We start from the raw sequence: 16,688 nt of genomic DNA, 5'->3' as shown, positions 1-16,688 counted from the left end.
GTCCCTGGTGACGTCACCGGGCGAGGTGAGGACGTCGTACTGGTTCCAGCCGGAGCCCGTCGCGATCGTGGTGTAGGCCGTCGACGGCTTGAGCGGGGCGTTGCGGCCCGGCTTGAAGAGCCGCACGGTGCCGCTGCTGAAGCGGACCAGGACGTCGTTGTACCGGTCCCCGCTCAGGTCGCCGAAGGGGACGACCCGCGCCGAGGCCGGCCAGCCGCCGGCGGAGACCTTCTCGCCGAACTTTCCGGTGCCGGTGCCGGAGTGGTACGTCACGCCGCCCGAGGAGTTCAGGGTGACCAGGTCGCCGCGCCCGTCGGGGCCGTCGGCGCTGGTGAAGTCGCGGCGGACGGGGGCGCCGCGCTGGAGGAAGCGCTTGCCGGTGGCGGCCGTGGAGGCGGTGGAGGCGCCGAGGCCGGTCGCCTTCAGCGTCCAGGTGAAGTGGCCGTTGGGGAAGGGGTCGCCGCTCGACGTGCGGCCGGTCCACTGCGCCGACACGTACGACGTGGTCGGGCCGCCGGTGAGGGTGCGGGTCGCCCGTCCCTTGGGGCCGCTCTGCACCGACGTGAAGGTCAGCGACCAGGAGGTGGCCGGACGGGACAGCTGCCAGTGGGCGGTCCAGGGGTACGACGTGGACGGCTGGGCGTAGTCCGGGGCCTCCGCGCGGAAGACGGTGACCGGGGACGGGGCGATGCCGGTGGTGGCGACGTGCGTCTGCTCGTAGACGTCGAACCAGGCCACCAGGCCGGTGTACTCGTCGAGCGTCCAGCGGATCCGGCGGTCGGCGGCGAGGCCGGTGTCCGGGACTTCGGAGGCGAGCACGCGGGTGGCGCCGGTGGCCGCCTCGGTGAGCACGAGCCGCTGCCCGGCGTGGTCGTGCCGGACGGTGAAGCCGTCCCCGAGCAGGACGTCGCCCGGCGTCACCGCGCGGGAGACGCCCGCCTTGGTGTCGTACACGCCGGCCGAGGAGGTACCGCACGCCCAGTACACCCAGCGGCCCGCCGCCTGCAGCTCGCTCGGCACGCAGCCGAGGCCCGGGACGGTCACCGAGGTCAGCGTCTTCTTCGCGGTGAGGCTGTACGGGGTGAGGGTGCCCGGCGTGGACGTGGCGCTCCAGAGGGTGGAGCCGTTGAGGGCGGCGGCGCGCACGGAGCGCTTCAGCAGTTGCCCGTAGCCGAACTCGCCGACGTACTGCGCCGGCGACGAGCCGCCGGAGTTGTAGACGGCGTACTCGTCGGAGACGTCCACGATCGTGCCGCCCGCGGTGTCGAACCGCAGCGGGTTGTAGCCGATGCTGATCAGCTGGTCGGCGTTGCCGAGGCCGCTGCCGCCCTCGTCGGAGTCGTCGAAGGTGTCGAGGTACACGTCGAGGGGCTCGGTCCCGTCGTGGTTGGCCCACAGCGGCGCGCAGACGGTCCCCGGGTACGGGCACTTGGGGCTGATCGTGACGCTGTCGGTGGCGGCGGACGCCGACAGCGTCGTGCCGCCGTTCGTGGTCAGCGTGCGCACGGAGGTCGTCAGTGCCCCGGAGGCGGTGCGCTCGACGACGCGGAGGCTGCCGCGGCCCAGGGCGAGACCGGCCTTCGGGTTCTCCGGCGCGGGGACGCGGTGCAGCTTCTCCAGCGTCGGCGTGCCGTCTTCGGCGAGGCTCAGCCGCTGCGTCCACCAGTCGCCGGCGGAGGTCCCGCCGGTGACGAGCGCGGTGTCGCCGGGGCCGGGGGCCAGGTACGGGTCGGCCGAGTGGAGGAGGGTCCGCGTCGAGCCGTCGGTCAGGGAGACCGCGGTCAGGGCGGAGGTCGCCCTACCGGTGTAGAGGGGCATCACGAGCCAGTCGCCGATGAGGACGGCGTCACCGTCGGGAACCCCCTGGGAGGGCAGGTCGAACACCTGGGCCGGGGCAGCGAGATCGCCGCGGGACTTGAGCCGCACCTCACCCGTCCCGGAGTCGAACCAGCCGATCCGGTCGTCGCTCATCAGGAAGTGGTCGGCGTAGCCGGAGTTGTCGAAGACCGGCGTGTTCACGGCTGTCTCGACGTCGACGTACGTCATGTCGCCACCGGCGTAACGCGAGATCAGCACGCCCTTCGCGTCGGCGGCCACGACATCCTTGTCCTGGAAGCCCGCGAACTCGCCGGTGATCGTGCGCTCGCGCTGCTTCCCGTCCACGAAGTCGATCAGGGTGTTGCGGGTGAGGACGGTGTCCCCGGCCAGCGCGCGGAAGTTGTCGTACGAGCTCGCCGAGGTCATCGTCCTGGTGTTCCGGGTCGCCGGGTCCCACAGGGTGACCGTCGGGCTGCTCAGCGATGACGGCAGCGCGACCAGGTCGCTCTCCGAGCCGTACCAGGCCGTACGGCACTCCGAGCCGAGCGACGTGCAGCCCGAACCGGGCGTGTACACGCCGTCCGCGTTCTCGACCGTGACGGACGTGCCGGAGGCGTAGTCCGTCCACAGCAGGCCCGGAACGCCGGACTGCCGGTGCAGATAGCCGCTCGTGCCGGCGACGAAGGGCCGGTCGGTGCGCGCGGTGGCCGAGCTCGGGTCGGCCAGCGTGATCTCCGCGGTGCCGGCTGCGGGGGCCGCCTGGGCCGTACCGCCGCCCTCCGGCAGGAGCACGACGACGGCGGAAGCGGCCGCGACGGCGACCGCGAGCGAGGAGACGGCAGCGGCGAGACCGCCCCGTCTCAGGGCGTGTCTGCCCACGTGAAGGTTCCCTCCCGGCGAGGATCTCCGCCCTCGCACAAGTGAGCGGATATTACCAGCGCCGGTACGGGCCCCCTGGGCCGTCTAGCGGGCCACGAACTGCGTGAGGATCGCCTGCACTTCGTAGATGTCGACGCCCTTGGTGAAGGTCTTCTGGATCGGCAGCGCCGCGCCGGACAGCCAGATCTTCAACTCGGCGTCGAGGTCGAACGTGCCGGCCGTCTCCACCGAGAAGTGCGTGATGCTGCGGTACGGGATGGAGTGGTACTCCGTCTTCTTCCCCGTGATGCCCTGCTTGTCGACCAGGATCAGCCGCCGGTCGGTGAACAGGAGGGTGTCGCGGATCAGCAGATACGCGGCGTGCACCCGCTCACCCTGCCCCAGCAGCCGCGCGCAGTCCTGCTGCGCCTGGGCCGGGTCGACGGCGTGCGCGTTGCCGAAGAGCGCCATGAACGAACTCACATGTGGTGGACCGGTGTGACTCTGTCCCAACACGTCACGAGGCACGTCGGCGGTTCCCGGATTGAGCGGTGACGGTGCCGGCACCTGCCCTACGCGCGGCGGCGCTCGAGGCTCGGAGCTGCGCCACGGCAACGGGCCCGGTGACGCCGTGCGGTGTCACCGGGCCCTTGGGCTGCCGTGCCGGAGGTCTACTCCGACGCGCCGCCGAAGCGCTCCTTGTACGCCTCCAGGTCGTCGTCCGTCAGCTTGGCGAACAGGACCGGCGGGACCGTGAAGCGGGTGCCGGCGGGGACGGAGGCCAGGGTCTTCGCCTCGTCCGCGGTGACCCAGGTCGCCGTGTCGTCGGTGAGGGCGAACACCCGGCGCATCGCCGCCGCGGTCGTCGGGATGAACGGCTCCGAGACCACCGCGTACAGGTGGATCAGGTTCATCGCCGTACGCAGCGTCAGCGCCGCGCCCTCCGGGTTGGTCTTGATCTCCAGCCAGGGGGCCTTCTCCTCCAGGTAGGAGTTGCCCGCCGACCACAGGGCGCGCAGCGCCGCCGCCGCCTTGCGGAACTGGATGGCCTCCATCTGCTCCTCGTACTCCGCGAGCAGACGGGCGATCTCCTCGCCGAGCCGTGCCTCCGCCTCGCCGGGCTCCGCGCCCGCCGGGACCTCCTCGCCGAAGCGCTTCTTGGAGAACGACAGGACGCGGTTGACGAAGTTGCCGAGGGTGTCGGCGAGGTCCTTGTTCACCGTGGCCGTGAAGTGCTCCCAGGTGAACGACGCGTCGTCCGACTCGGGGGCGTTGGCCATCATGAAGTAGCGCCAGTAGTCGGCGGGCAGCACGTCCAGCGCGTCGTGGGTGAAGACGCCTCGGCGCTGCGAGGTGGAGAACTTGCCGCCGTAGTAGTTCAGCCAGTTGAAGGCCTTGATGACGTCGACCTTCTTCCACGGCGCCCGGGTGCCCAGCAGGGTCGCCGGGAACATCACGCTGTGGAAGGGGACGTTGTCCTTGCCCATGAACTGCGTGTAGCGGACGTCCGCGTCGGACTCCCACCACCACGAACGCCAGTCGCGGTTCTCCGGGTCCTGGTCCGCCCACTCCTTCGTCGCGCCGATGTACTCGATCGGCGCGTCGAACCACACGTAGAACACCTTGCCCTCGGCGGCCAGCTCGGGCCAGGTGTCCGCCGGCACCGGCACGCCCCAGTCGAGGTCGCGGGTGATCGCGCGGTCGTGCAGGCCCTCGGTCAGCCACTTGCGGGCGATGGAGGAGGCCAGGACCGGCCAGTCGTCGGCGCGCTCGTCGACCCACGCCTCGACCTCGCCGGCCAGGGCCGACTGGAGCAGGAAGAGGTGCTTGGTCTCACGGACCTCCAGCTCGCTGCTGCCGCTGATCGCGGAGCGGGGCTCGATGAGGTCGGTGGGGTCCAGGACGCGGGTGCAGTTCTCGCACTGGTCGCCGCGGGCCTTGTCGTAGCCGCAGTGGGGACAGGTGCCGATGATGTAGCGGTCGGGCAGGAAACGGCCGTCCGCGATCGAGTACACCTGGCGGATCGCCCGCTCCTCGATGAAGCCGTTCGCCTTCAGCTCGCGGGCGATCTCCTGGGTGATCTCGTGGTTCTGCGGGGAGCTGCTGCGGCCGAAGTAGTCGAAGGCGAGGCCGAAGCCGCCGTAGATCGCCTTCTGCGCCTCGTGCGCCTGCGCGCAGAACTCGCTGACCGGGATGTTCTGCTCCTTCGCGGCGAGTTCGGCGGGCGTGCCGTGCTCGTCGGTGGCGCAGATGTAGAGGACGTCGTGGCCGCGCTGGCGCAGGTACCGGGAGTAGACGTCCGCCGGGAGCATGGACCCCACCATGTTGCCCAGGTGCTTGATCCCGTTGATGTACGGAAGGGCGCTGGTGATGAGGTGTCGAGCCATCGGGGGCTGCTCCCAGGTCGGTCGTTTTGTGAACCTTGGAATCGTAGCCGACATGGGTGGGCCGCCCGCTTCCCGTTTTGAGGGGTGGAAGGGGCGGCCTTCTCTTGTGGGGGCCGGGGCCGGGGGCTGATGACCAGGGCCGAGGGCTGGGGCCGGTGACTGAGGGCTGGGGGCCTACGGGCGCCAGTTCGCCAGGATGCCCTCGTACAGCTCCGCGTCGGTGAGTTCACGCGGGGTGGGGCCCGCGTGGAAGAAGGCGGTGTTGCCCGTCTTCAGCTTGCGGAGGTAGTCGAAGGCCTTGTTGTCGTGCTCGCCGAACGCGACGAACGAGAAGAAGACCTTGGGGTGCTTCTTCGCGGCGTCCGTGAGGGACTGGGTCGCCGGGGTCTTGGCGTCCGGCGCGCCGTCGGTCTGGAAGACCACGAGGGCGGGGGTGCGGGGGGCCGTCCTGCGGTGGTGGGCCACGACTTCCTCGACGGCGACGTGGTAGCTCGTACGTCCCATCCGGCCGAGGGACGCGTGCAGGGTGTCGACCTTGTCCTCGTGATCGTCGAGGGTCAGCTCGCCGGTTCCGTCCAGCTCCGTGGAGAAGAAGACGACGTGCACCTCGGCCTCGGGGTCGAGGTGCGCGGCCAGGGCCAGGGTCTGCTCGCCGAGTGCCTGGGCGGAGCCGTCCTTGTAGTACGGGCGCATGGAGGCGGAGCGGTCGAGGACGAGGTAGACCTTGGCGGTGGTGTCGGTGAGGCCGTGGGCGGCCAGGGCGCTGGCTGCGGCGGAGTGGGCGGTGGTGAGGGTGGGGGGGATGGCGGGCGGCGGGGGGGGGGGGGGGGCCCGGGGCGGGGGGGGGGGGGGCGGGGGGGGTGGGGGGGGGGGGGGGGAGGGCGGGCGGCTCGGCCTCGGCTTCGCCTTCGGCCTCGGTGTCGTTCCCACCCGCACCACCCGTGCGGGATGCGTCGTCGGGTGCGGGTGGCCCCTGCGGGGCGGACTCGCCGTCGGCGGCTGCGGGCTCCGGGGTGGTCGGGGCTCCGGCCTCCGGCGCGGAAGCGGGCTCGGGCCCGGTTTCCGGCCCGGTTGCGGGCTGGGCTTCCGGCTCGGCGTCCGCCGTCGGGTCGGCCTCAGCCGCCGTCTCCGGCTCCGTCTTCGGCTCAGCGGCAGCTTCCGGCTCAGGCGTCGGCTCCGCCGCCGTCTCCGGCTCCGTCTTCGGCTCAGCGGCAGCTTCCGGCTCAGGCGTCGGCTCCGCCGCCGTCTCCGTCTCCGGCTCCGTCTCAGCCGCAGCCTCCGGCTCAGGCGTCGGCTCCGTCTCAGCCTCCGGCTGCTCCGTCGTCGGCTCCGGCTTCTCGGTGGGCGTCGGCTCGTCGGCGGGCGTAGGCGTGGGCTCCTCGGCGGACTCGGCGTCCTTCGCCGCCGCGGGGGTCGGCTCCTCGGCGGGCGCGGCTTCCTCGGTCGCCTCGGGCTCCGGGGCGGCGGCGGGCGCCGACTCCTCCTCCGCCGTCGGCGTCTCCGGCTCCGCCGCCGGCTTCGGCGCCTCGACCGTCGCGGGCTCGGGTTCCTGTTCCGGCGCCGCGGAAGCCTCGGGCCCGGACTCCGGGGCCCCGGTCTTCGCGGGCTCCGGCTCCGGCTCGGTCTTCAGGGCCTCGGCGGGCACCGGCTCCGGGGTCTCCGGGGTGACCGGCTCCAGGATCTCGGCCGCCGCAGGGGTCGGCTTCTCCTCCGCCGTCTCCGCCGCCTCGGGCTCCGGCTTCTCGGTGGTCGCGGCCACGGGCGCCTCGGCCGCCGCCGGGGCCGGCTCCTCCGCTGCCGCCGGCGCCGGGGGCTCGGTCGGGGCGTCGGACTCCGGGGCCGTCCTCGGCTCCGGCTGTTTCGGGACCGTCACCTTGTCGAAAGCCGCCGCGACCAGTTCGTGCTCCTCGCGCCGCTCCCGCTCCTCGCGCTCCGCACGCCCTTCGGCCTCCGTGCGCTCCTCGCGCTCTTCGCGCTGTTCGGGCAGCCGAGGGGTGGTCTCCGGCTGCTCGGGCGACCCCGGGGCACCCTCTGCCTCGGCCGTCCGGCCCTTGCGTGACCGGCCGAATGCGTTCCGCAGGAGAGTGAGAATGCCCATGTGCGCAACCCTTCGCGTGAGTTGATGCCCGTGAATCCCTGGCCAGGACGGACACGTAAGGTTAGCGGTCTCTGGTGGCGATCTTGGGGCGGGTGGGGGCGGGACCCGGGGTCCCGTCAAGGCGGCATCGCGCCAGAACGCCAATCGCCGTAAGGCCACCCCCACTTCACCTGTCGTTCACTCGATCGCCCCGCTCCCGCACAAACGTGCTCCTACCGTCCGTCACGCTGGATACAAGGGGAAGCAAGGGGAGTAAAAGGTGCGCATACCGCTGCCGATCATCAAAACCTCGAATGGCTCACACCCGGGTGGCCGATCCGCCCTGACCTGCCGTTTCCGCTGTGGTGACGCCTGCTTCCACGAGGTGCCGAACACCACCGCCAACCCGTACGTCGGCGACGTCATCGCCGGCGCCCTCAGCCGTCGCAGCGTCATGCGCGCCGCCGCCGTCGTCACGGCGGCCGCCGCGGCCGGCACCGCCGGTGTCGCCGCCGCCCCGCAGGCCGAGGCCGCGCCCGCCGCCGGCCGGCACGGGGCCGGCAGCGCCAAGGGCGCCCGCGGTCTGCGCTTCGCGCCCGTCGCGCCGAACACCGCCGACGCCGTCACCGTCCCCGAGGGCTACGGCCAGAACGTCGTCATCCGCTGGGGCGAGCCGATCCTGCGCGGCGCCCCCGCCTTCGACCCGGAGAACCAGACCGCCGCCGCCCAGGCCGGCCAGTTCGGGTACAACTGCGACTTCCTGGCGCTGCTGCCCCTGCCCGGCGAGCGAGGCCGGCAGATCCTCGTCGCGAACCACGAGTACACCGACGAGATCCTCATGTTCCGCGACTACGACGCCGCGAACCCCACCAAGGAGCAGGTGGAGATCGCCTGGGCCGCCCACGGCCTGTCCGCCGTCGTCGTCGAGGGCGACCGCCGCACCGGACGGCTCACCCCCGTCCTGCGCCACCCCCTCAACCGGCGCATCACCGCCACCACCGAGTTCCGGATCACCGGCCCCGCCGCCGGCTCCGACCTGCTGAAGACCTCCGCCGACCCGACCGGCACCAAGGCCCTCGGCACCCTGAACAACTGCGCCGGCGGCGTCACCCCCTGGGGCACCACGCTGCACGGCGAGGAGAACTTCAACCAGTACTTCGCCAACAGCAGCCGCCCGACCGACAAGCGGTACGGCATCGGCACCGGCGCCACCGAACGCAAGTGGGAGCGTTTCGACAAGCGCTTCGACGTCGCCCAGGAGCCCAACGAGGTCCACCGCTTCGGCTACGTCGTCGAGCTGGACCCGTACGACCCCGACTCCACCCCCCGCAAGCACACCGCGCTCGGCCGCTTCAAGCACGAGGGCGCGACCGTGCGGCTCACCGACGACGGCCGCCCGGTCGTCTACTCGGGCGACGACGAGCGCTTCGACTACTTCTACAAGTTCGTCGGCAGCAAGCGGATGAAGAAGGGCTCGAGCCGCGCCGCCCGCGAGCACAACCTCTCCCTGCTGGACGAGGGCACCCTCTACGTCGCCAAGCTCACCGGCGACTCCCCCGCCATCGAGATCGACGGCACCGGCAAGCTGCCGGCCGACGGCGAGTTCGACGGCAGCGGCGAGTGGATCCCGCTGGCCACCGCGACCGCCGACGGCGCCGTCAGCCACGTCGAGGGCATGACCGCCGAGGAGGTGTTCGTCTTCACCCGTCTCGCCGGTGACAAGGTCGGCGCGACGAAGATGGACCGCCCCGAGGACATCGAGCCCAACCCGCACACGGGCAAGGTGTACCTGGCCCTGACCAACAACTCCAACCGCGGCGTCGGCGCGAACCCCAAGGCGGACGAGGCCAACCCGCGCAACGCCAACAAGCACGGCCAGGTCCTGGAGCTGACCGAGCGCTGGAACCGCGCCGACAGCACCAGGTTCGCCTGGAGCCTGTTCCTCGTGGCCGGCGACCCGAACGACCCGGCCACCTACTTCGCCGGGTTCCCGAAGGACCAGGTCAGCCCGATCTCCTGCCCGGACAACGTCGCCTTCGACCCGTACGGCAACCTGTGGATCTCCACCGACGGCGCCCAGCTCGGCTCGCACGACGGCCTCTTCGGCGTGGCCACCCGCGGTGAGCGGCGCGGCGAGCTGAAGCAGTTCCTGACCGTGCCGATCGGCGCCGAGACCTGCGGCCCGATCATCCAGGACCGCCGCGTCGTCGTCGCCGTGCAGCACCCCGGCGAGATCAACGGCGCCACCGTCGACAACCCCGCCAGCGCCTGGCCCGACGGCCCCGGCAAGATGGTCCGCCCGGCGGTCGTGGCCGTCTGGCGCAAGGACGGCTGCGACGTCGGCGTCTGACGTCCGTCCCGCGGCGTCCTACGGCGTCCGCCGACGTTCGGCCGCCGGCGTACGGCGTCCGTCCGGCGACCGTCCGACCGCGGTTCGCGGCTGAGTGCCGCACACCGAACCGGGGCGCCCCCATCCCACCGGGGGCGCCCCCTCGTCGTACCGCGACCGCTACGCGTCCTCGTCCTCGGTGTCGACCGCGGCCAGGAACGCTCCCAGGACCGCGTTGAACTCCTCCGGCCGTTCCAGGTTCGGCATGTGCGCGCATCCCTCGATCACCCGCAGCTCCGCCTCCGGCAGCAGGGCGTGCAGGGAACGGGCCTGGTCCACCGGCGTGAACTCGTCGTCCGCGCCGACCACCACCAGCGCGGGAACCGTCACGCGGGTCAGCAGGTCCCGGTAGTCGGGGCGCTCCGCCCGGCCGCGCAGGGCCGCCGCGGCGCCCTCCGGCGAGGTGGCCGTCATCATGCGGTGGACGTGCGCCTTCACGGCCGGGTCGGCGTAGGGGGCGACCATCTTCTCCAGGACCTCGTCGGCATAGCCCCGCATGCCCTCCCGCAGCAGCCTCTCCGCCGCCGCCCGCCGGGCCTCCCTGCCCTGCTCCGTCTCCGCCTCCGCGAAGGTGTCGGCGAGGACCAGGCCCCCGATGCGTTCGGGGCCCCACTGGCGGTAGCACTCCATCGCGATCTGCCCGCCCATCGACAGGCCGGCCAGGACGAACCGCCGCACCCCGAGATCGTCCAGCAGGCCGCCGACGTCCTCGGCGAACCGGGACAGCGGCGTGACGCCCGGGGTGACCGGGGACATGCCGTACCCGCGCAGGTCGGGAGCGATCACCCGGCGGCTCGGTGCGAACGCCTCGGTCTGCGGGGCCCACATCGTGCGGTCGAAGGGGTGGCCGTGGACGAGGACGAGCGGAAGCCGTGAGGTATCGGTGCCTTTGTCCTCGTATGCAAGGAAGGGTGCCATGGAGGCGACCCTAGGGCGGCCCAACTTCTCGGTGCAATAAGATCTTTGCCCTCGGTGCAATGTGAGGGCGGGGAGGCATGGCGGACGGGGACTTCCGGCGGATCGCCGACCGGATCGCCGGTGACATCGCCTCCGGGCGGCTCGCGCCGGGGCAGCGACTGCCGCCCCAGCGGTGGTTCGCGCGCCGGCACGGCATCGCCGCCTCCACCGCCGGGCGCGTCTACGGCGAACTCGTGCGGCGCGGGCTGGTGGTGGGCGAGGTCGGACGCGGCACGTTCGTACGGGCCTCGCCGGTCGCCACGGGGCAGGCACGGGCGCTGGTCGAGGCCGCCGGGGCCGACGCCGCCCCGGTGCATGCCGAGCCCGGAGGGACCGGTGCCGTCCCGGCGGGCGGCGAAGCCGCCGGGACCGGTGACGCCCCGGTGAATCTGCAGCTGAACTACCCTTCCGCGCCGGGGCAGTCGGAGCTGCTCGCCCCCGCCCTCGGGCCGCTGCTGCGACCCGACGTGCTCGCCGAGGCGCTGCGGCCCGCCGCCGCCACCGGCACGCCGTCCGCCCGTGACGCCGTCGCCGGACTGCTCGCGCTTCCCGGCTGGCGGCCCGGTCCCGGGCAGGTGGTCTTCACGGGCAACGCCCGGCAGGCCATCGCCGCCGTGCTGGCCTCCCTGGTCCGTCCCGGCGGCCGGGTCGGTGTGGAGGAGCTGACGTATCCCCTGGTCAAGGAGATCGCTGGCCGGCTCGGCATCACGCTGGTGCCGCTCCCCTCGGACGCGGAGGGACCCTGCCCGGACGCCGTCGCCGCCGCCCACCGCACCGCCCCGCTCTCCGCGCTCTACCTCCAGCCCGCCCTGCACAACCCGACCTCGCTGCGCACCTCCCCGGACCGGTGCCGCGAACTGGGCGAGATGGTCGTGCGGTTGGCGCTGCCCGTGGTGGAGGACCGGATCTGGTCCTTCCTGCACGACGACGACGCCGTGCCGGTGGCCGCCCACGCGCCCGACCTGGCGCACGTGGTCGACGGGCTGTCCAAGCGGGTCGCGCCCGGGCTGACGGTCGGCTTCGCCGTCGTGCCGCCGCGGCGGGTGGAGGCCGTGGGGGCGGCGGTGCGCTCCGGAGGGTGGAGCGCGGGGCGGTTCGCGCTGGAGGCGGCCGTGCGGTGGATCGCCGACGGGACCGTGGAGTCGCTGGTGGCGGCCAAGCGGGAGGACGCGCGGCGGCGGCAGCGGCTGGTCGCCGCCTGTCTGGAGGGGTTCGCCGTACGGGCCGACCCGCGCGCCTATTTCGCCTGGTGGGAGCTGCCCGCACCGTGGCGCGCCGACACCTTCACGGCCGCCGCGGCCGAGCACGGCATCGCCGTCACGCCGGGTACCGCCTTCGCCGTCGATCCGCACCGCACGCCGGATGCCGTCAGGCTCGGGCTCGCGTCGGCCGGGGTTCCGGAGCTGGAGCGGGCGCTGCGGACGCTTGCCGGCGTTGCGCGAGCGGGGCGCACCGGCCGCTGAGCCAGGCCGCGCCGGCCACCGCGAGGCCGAGGGCGAGGAGCAGCCAGGACGCCGTGCGCAGGCTCGCGGTCAGGGCGTCGTAGACCGCGCCGGCGGCCGGGCGGGAGACGTCGGCGGGGACGTCGGACAGGGTCAGCCGGCGGCCGACCGCGACGGCGAGGGCGAGCAGCGCGCCGCCCAGGGCCGTGCCGAGGGCGGTCGCGGTGAGCGCGCGGCGGCGCCGGGTCGCCAGCGCGATGCCGGCGACGGCGCAGGCGACGGCCGCCGACGGGAGCCAGAACGCGGCGACTTCGAGCATGTGGAAACCCTTCCTCAGCCGGTCCAGGTCCCGCTCCGGCAGCACGGAGATCTCAGTGCGCTCGACGGGGATGCGGTCCGCCAGCGGCACGTTCTCCGCGGACAACCGGTGTTTGATCTGCGCGGTCACGGGCGCGAGGTCGACCGTCACCGGGCCGCTCGCCCGGTGGTCGTCGCGCAGGGCGCTCAGCACGGCGTCGTGCGTGACCCGGTTCGCCGCGTCCCAGCCGGCGCGGAACGCCTCCGTACGGGTGAACGAGTGGATCGCGTCGTCCACGAAGGAGCGCAGGGGCGTCGGCATCGGCAGCGTGCCCCGGACCTCGGCGGCCACGGTCCGGGCGACCTCCTCGCGGACGGCCGGATCACCGGCCAGCGGCGCCATGGCGCGGACGTAGCGCCCGGTGTCGGTCAGTCCGTACGCCGCCCACGCCGCCACCGTGCCGAGCGGCGCGAGCAGACAGCACAGGGCGATCAGCGTGGCCGACACGGTGTCGCGGCGGCGCCGGGGGCGTGGGGGACGGGAGGACACGCCTCCAGCGAAGGCCGCCGCGGCGGGGGCGGCGAGCGGGACGCCGCCGAACGGGTGGTCCGTGAGGGGGGACTGGCTCGGGAGGTCCCCAGCCACGCTCGGGGGCGGCTCGGGAGTCCGAGTCGCGAGGACTGCTCGGGCCGTCGAGCTGCGGGTTCTCGCCTCCGGTGGAGGGTTCGCCCGAACGGGTGTTTCCTGGTGGGGAGGGATGAGGGAAAGCGAAGGACCCCGGCCCACCCCGCCGGGGTCCACGCATGTCCGGAAGCCCGGGAGTCCGGGAGCCGGGAAGTCCGGGGGTCCGGGGAAGTCCGGAGGTCCGGGGAAGCCGGGGAGTCCGGGAGCCGGGAAGTCCGGGGGTCCGGGGAAGTCCGGAGGTCCGGGGGAGTCCGGGAGCCGGGAAGTCCGGAGGTCCGGGAGTCCGGGAGCCGGGAAGTCCGGAGGTCCGGGGAAGCCCGGGAGTCCGGGAGCCGGGAAGCCCGGAAGTCCGGGAGTCCGGGAGTCCGGGAGCCGGGAAGTCCGAAAGCCCAGGAGCCCCGGTGACCGGCGCCCCGGATGACCGGAGTCGCCGGGTACGGCCGGTGCGCCGGGTTCAGGGACGTCGCCGGTGACGTGGGGAACGGCGCTCGTCGGCCCCCGCGTCCGCGTCCACGTTCGGGCGTGTCGTGTAGCGGTAGTACAGCGCCGCGAAGACGCCCGCCCCCACCAGCAGCGCCAGCACCGTCGAGCGCAGCACCGACATGCCGGACAGGCTGAACAGCAGGCCCAGCGTGGTCGCGGCGAACGCCGCCCACATCACGGCGTGCCGGCCCTCGCTCAACCGCGGAACGAGCGCCCGCAGGGCGACGTAGGCGACGATGAACACGAGCGCCGTGACGAAGCCGAACAACAGGTTCCAGCCGGTGATCGGGCCCGCCTCTCGGCGGTTGGCCGCCGCCCAGTACCCGTAGACCAGCCCGAGCGCCACGGGCCAGGCCCACGCGGCGGCCCGGTGCACGCGCGGGCCGAAGACGTCGGGTGGGCGGGCGCGGTCGGACGGGCGGGTGCGGGCGGGGCCGGTGTGACGGCCGCGGCCGGAGGACGGTAGCGCTTGAGCCATGGACAGCACTCCTCTCTCTCCTCGCCCCCGCATTCCAGGGCACACCCCGGGCGCACGGGCGGCAAGTCGGCCCCTGCCGTGCCGCGCGCGCCGCCCGGACCGCCCGCGGCACCCGGACCGCGCGCGGAGCCCGGACCGCGCGCGGAGCCCGGACCGCCGGTTGCGTCCGCCCCGCCCGTGGTGTCCGGCGCGGTCCCGGACGGGATGCGCGGTCGGCGGGCGCGTGCTTCCCTGGGCGGCATGAAGCCCGTTTCGCCGGGACTGGAACGCATGAGGCCCGGGCGCCGCGGCGAAGGCGGGAGCCGGCGGCTGCCCGGCCGCCTTCGGCAGGCCGACCGGTACTCCGTCGGCGGCGGGTCTTCCATGGGCGGGCGGTATGCCGTCACCGGGCGCGGGGACCTCGTGCGCCGGCCGCCCGTGCTGCGCGTGCGCGGCCGCAGCGTCGCCTGGGTGCCGCCGCTGCTGCTGAGCCTCGCCATCGCCCTGATCGACGTCAACACCCCCGGCGACTTCCGGATCGTCTCCTGGATCGTGCTCGTCCCCGGCATCGCCTCCGCGATCTGCGGGGTGTGGGGCACGGCCGCGTTCGCGGTGATCGGCCTCGTCACCTACGTCGCCCTGGACGGCGCCTGGCCCAACGAGTACCGGGCCGGGCTGCCCGACTTCATCCTGGTCGCCGTCGGCGGACTGCTGGCCACCGCCGCGTGCGCCGTACGGGTGCGCGCGGAGCGGCGGATGGTGCACATGCGGGACATCGCCGAGACGACCCGCGGAACCGTGCTGCGCCCGCTGCCCGACGGGTGGGGCGGCCTCGACCACGCGGAGGTGTACCTCGCCGCGGACAGCGAGGCGCGCGTCGGCGGAGACTTCTACGACATCCAGCCCGGCCCCCACGGCACCCGGGTCCTGGTCGGGGACGTGCAGGGAAAGGGGCTGGGCGCGGTGGAGACCGCGGCGGCGCTGCTGGGGACGTTCCGCGAGGCGGGGTACCACGAGGCGGAGTTGTCGGTCGTCGCCGAGCGGCTGGAGGTGCGGCTGCGGCGGCACCGGGAGCACATGGCCGCGCTGGGCCGCGAGGGCGGCGACCGGTTCGCCACGGCCGTGCTGATCGACTTCCCGGCGGGCGTGCGGGACGCGGTGGACGTCGTCAATTTCGGACACGAGCCGCCGCTGGTGGTGGGGGAGGCGGGGGTGCGGGCCCTGCCGGCCGGTGAGGGGCTGCCGCTGGGATTCGGCGAACTCGCCCCGGCGGGCCGGACGGTGCCGCCCGTGCGGAGGTTTCCGCTGGCCCCCGGGGAGACGCTGCTGCTCACCACCGACGGGGTGACGGAGGCGCGCGGTGCCGACGGCGGGTTCTATCCGCTGGTCGCCGAGGTGACCCGGCGGTTCGCGGCGGACCCGCGGCCGGCCGGACCCCGGCAGCTGGTCGCCTTCGTCCGGGACGGGGTGCTGGGGCACTGCGACGGGCGCCTCCGGGACGACACGACGGTGTTCGCCGTGCGGCGGGCGTGAACGTCATTGCCCGCAGGGCGTGGGTGCCGCCCGCGGTCAGCGGCTACGGTGGCGGTACGTGATCGACAGGGGAGGGGAAACCATGCCCGGAACCGTGCTGCTGCTCGCCGCCTCGCCCGTGGGCAAGGGCCGGTTGGTGGACGCCGCGGGCGTGCTTCCGGTGCTCGCGGCGGTCGCGCCGGGCGTGCTGGCCGGCGCCGAGACCGCCAACGTCGTGGAGCTCGCCGACCCGCTGGAGCCGCAGGCCGTGCTGACCCGGCTGCGCGCCGCCGCCACCGCGCCCGGACCGCTCACCGTGTTCGTCACCGGCCAGGTCCAGCTGGACCGCCGCCAGAGCCTGCCCCACCTCGCGCTGGCCCGCACCACGCCCGCCACGGTCCGCTACACGGCGTTGCCCTGGCACTGGTTCCGGGAGGAGCTGCGGCTGCGCCCGCCCGGCACGACCACCCTCTTCGTCGACCTGCACGCCGACGCCGACGCCTGGGAGGTGCTCGCCCGCGCCCCGCTGGACGCCGGGACCAACGCCGCCCTCTACGGACGCGTCGCGCCCCCGCCCTCCCGGCGGGCGGTCGGCGGACCGGCGTACATGAAGGCCGTCGCCACGATCCTGCGCAGCGGTCACCGCCCGCCCGTCGAGCAGCTCCACCAGCAGGCGCTGGCCCGGCTGGCCGGCGAGGAGAGCGTCGTCGGCCTGGTGCTCGCCGCGCGGCCGCCCGCGGTGAGCGACCCGCACGCCGCGATCACCGCCGCCGTGCAGGCCGGCCGGCACGCCGACGCCGACGGGCTGGCCGCGCGCTGGGAGCAGGCCGCCGTACGGGCGCACGGGCCGGCCTCCGAGGAGGCGCTGCACTGGGCGGAGGTCCGCGCCGACCTGGCGATGTTCGCCGGCGACGCGGTCCGCAGCTGCCGCACCTGGCTCCACGTCGCCGCCGTCCGGCTGGCCGCCGGGCAGGCGCCGGACGCGCCCGCCGTCGAGGCCGCCGTCGACCGGGCGCACCACCAGTGGGGCGAGGTCCGCGACCGGTCCGCCGCGCGGGAGCTGGGCACGGCGCTGGTGGAGCTGCGCGGCCGGGTGCCGGGCCGGCGGGAGGGCGCGCTGGAGCATGTGCGCGGCCAGCTGCGGCAGTTGGAAGGGCTCCAGGCGCAGAGCTGACCGGACAGCCGCCCGCGGAGCCGATCACCGAGCCGAGCGCGGGCGTGTGCTTCCGCGGAGGGCGCGCGGGCGTACGGCCCCGGGAGCGCACCGGTTCCACCCGTTCGGCGGTGTCCACCGGGCCGCTCGCCGAGCGCGCTGCTATCCACGAA

Annotated in this window: 10 protein-coding genes and 1 pseudogene; 4 read left to right on the top strand and 7 right to left on the bottom strand. The window is 74.0% G+C overall.

Annotated features, from left to right (window positions below):
- The 4 genes and pseudogenes from ABZY13_RS17270 to ABZY13_RS17255 form a co-directional block, all read right to left on the bottom strand.
- Positions 1-2,697 (bottom strand): hypothetical protein (locus tag ABZY13_RS17270; RefSeq protein WP_356631432.1); only part of this gene is annotated, 2,697 nt, incomplete at its 3' end.
- 84 nt (positions 2,698-2,781) lie between these two features.
- Entirely contained in the window at positions 2,782-3,147 is a 366-nt protein-coding gene (locus tag ABZY13_RS17265) for a PH domain-containing protein (protein ID WP_356631430.1), read from the bottom strand.
- A 200-nt stretch (positions 3,148-3,347) separates the two neighbouring features.
- The gene (metG, locus tag ABZY13_RS17260) at positions 3,348-5,063 is read right to left on the bottom strand and encodes a methionine--tRNA ligase (RefSeq protein WP_356631428.1); all 1,716 of its coding nucleotides are present in this window, start codon (positions 5,061-5,063) and stop codon (positions 3,348-3,350) included.
- Between the two features lie 174 nt (positions 5,064-5,237).
- Positions 5,238-6,936 (bottom strand): annotated as a pseudogene (locus tag ABZY13_RS17255) (VWA domain-containing protein).
- Between the two features lie 484 nt (positions 6,937-7,420).
- Here ABZY13_RS17255 and ABZY13_RS17250 point away from each other — a divergent pair.
- Positions 7,421-9,490 carry a PhoX family protein gene (locus ABZY13_RS17250; protein ID WP_356631426.1) on the top strand — a complete coding sequence of 690 codons (2,070 nt, stop codon included), beginning with the start codon at positions 7,421-7,423 and terminating at the stop codon, positions 9,488-9,490.
- A gap of 159 nt (positions 9,491-9,649) precedes the next feature.
- On the opposite strand, the gene ABZY13_RS17245 is transcribed toward ABZY13_RS17250, so the two are convergent.
- Positions 9,650-10,447, bottom strand: coding sequence for an alpha/beta hydrolase (locus tag ABZY13_RS17245; protein ID WP_356631424.1), 798 nt, complete (start codon positions 10,445-10,447; stop codon positions 9,650-9,652).
- Positions 10,448-10,524: 77 nt separating this feature from the next.
- Here ABZY13_RS17245 and ABZY13_RS17240 point away from each other — a divergent pair, with 77 nt between their 5' ends.
- The gene (locus tag ABZY13_RS17240; RefSeq protein ID WP_356631422.1) at positions 10,525-11,949 is read left to right on the top strand and encodes a PLP-dependent aminotransferase family protein; all 1,425 of its coding nucleotides are present in this window, start codon (positions 10,525-10,527) and stop codon (positions 11,947-11,949) included.
- Here the strand turns inward: ABZY13_RS17240 and ABZY13_RS17235 are convergent.
- Both ABZY13_RS17235 and ABZY13_RS17230 read right to left on the bottom strand, forming a co-directional pair.
- Positions 11,855-12,775 (bottom strand): hypothetical protein, encoded by a 921-nt coding sequence (locus tag ABZY13_RS17235; RefSeq protein ID WP_356631420.1) that lies wholly within the window; start codon positions 12,773-12,775, stop codon positions 11,855-11,857. The two genes, ABZY13_RS17240 and ABZY13_RS17235, sit on opposite strands and share 95 nt — an antisense overlap.
- A gap of 589 nt (positions 12,776-13,364) precedes the next feature.
- Positions 13,365-13,871 carry a hypothetical protein gene (locus tag ABZY13_RS17230; protein ID WP_356631418.1) on the bottom strand — a complete coding sequence of 169 codons (507 nt, stop codon included), beginning with the start codon at positions 13,869-13,871 and terminating at the stop codon, positions 13,365-13,367.
- Positions 13,872-14,234: 363 nt separating this feature from the next.
- Here ABZY13_RS17230 and ABZY13_RS17225 point away from each other — a divergent pair, with 363 nt between their 5' ends.
- Both ABZY13_RS17225 and ABZY13_RS17220 read left to right on the top strand, forming a co-directional pair.
- Positions 14,235-15,383 (top strand): PP2C family protein-serine/threonine phosphatase, encoded by a 1,149-nt coding sequence (locus ABZY13_RS17225; protein ID WP_356631416.1) that lies wholly within the window; start codon positions 14,235-14,237, stop codon positions 15,381-15,383.
- Between the two features lie 82 nt (positions 15,384-15,465).
- Positions 15,466-16,536 (top strand): hypothetical protein, encoded by a 1,071-nt coding sequence (locus ABZY13_RS17220; protein ID WP_356631414.1) that lies wholly within the window; start codon positions 15,466-15,468, stop codon positions 16,534-16,536.
- Positions 16,537-16,688: the final 152 nt, after the last annotated feature.

It is taken from the genome of Streptomyces sp. NPDC006610 (assembly GCF_040611575.1).
Classification (GTDB): domain Bacteria; phylum Actinomycetota; class Actinomycetes; order Streptomycetales; family Streptomycetaceae; genus Streptomyces.
Note: the sequence above shows the minus strand (reverse complement) of the source record. Positions and strands in the feature narration are given on the sequence as shown.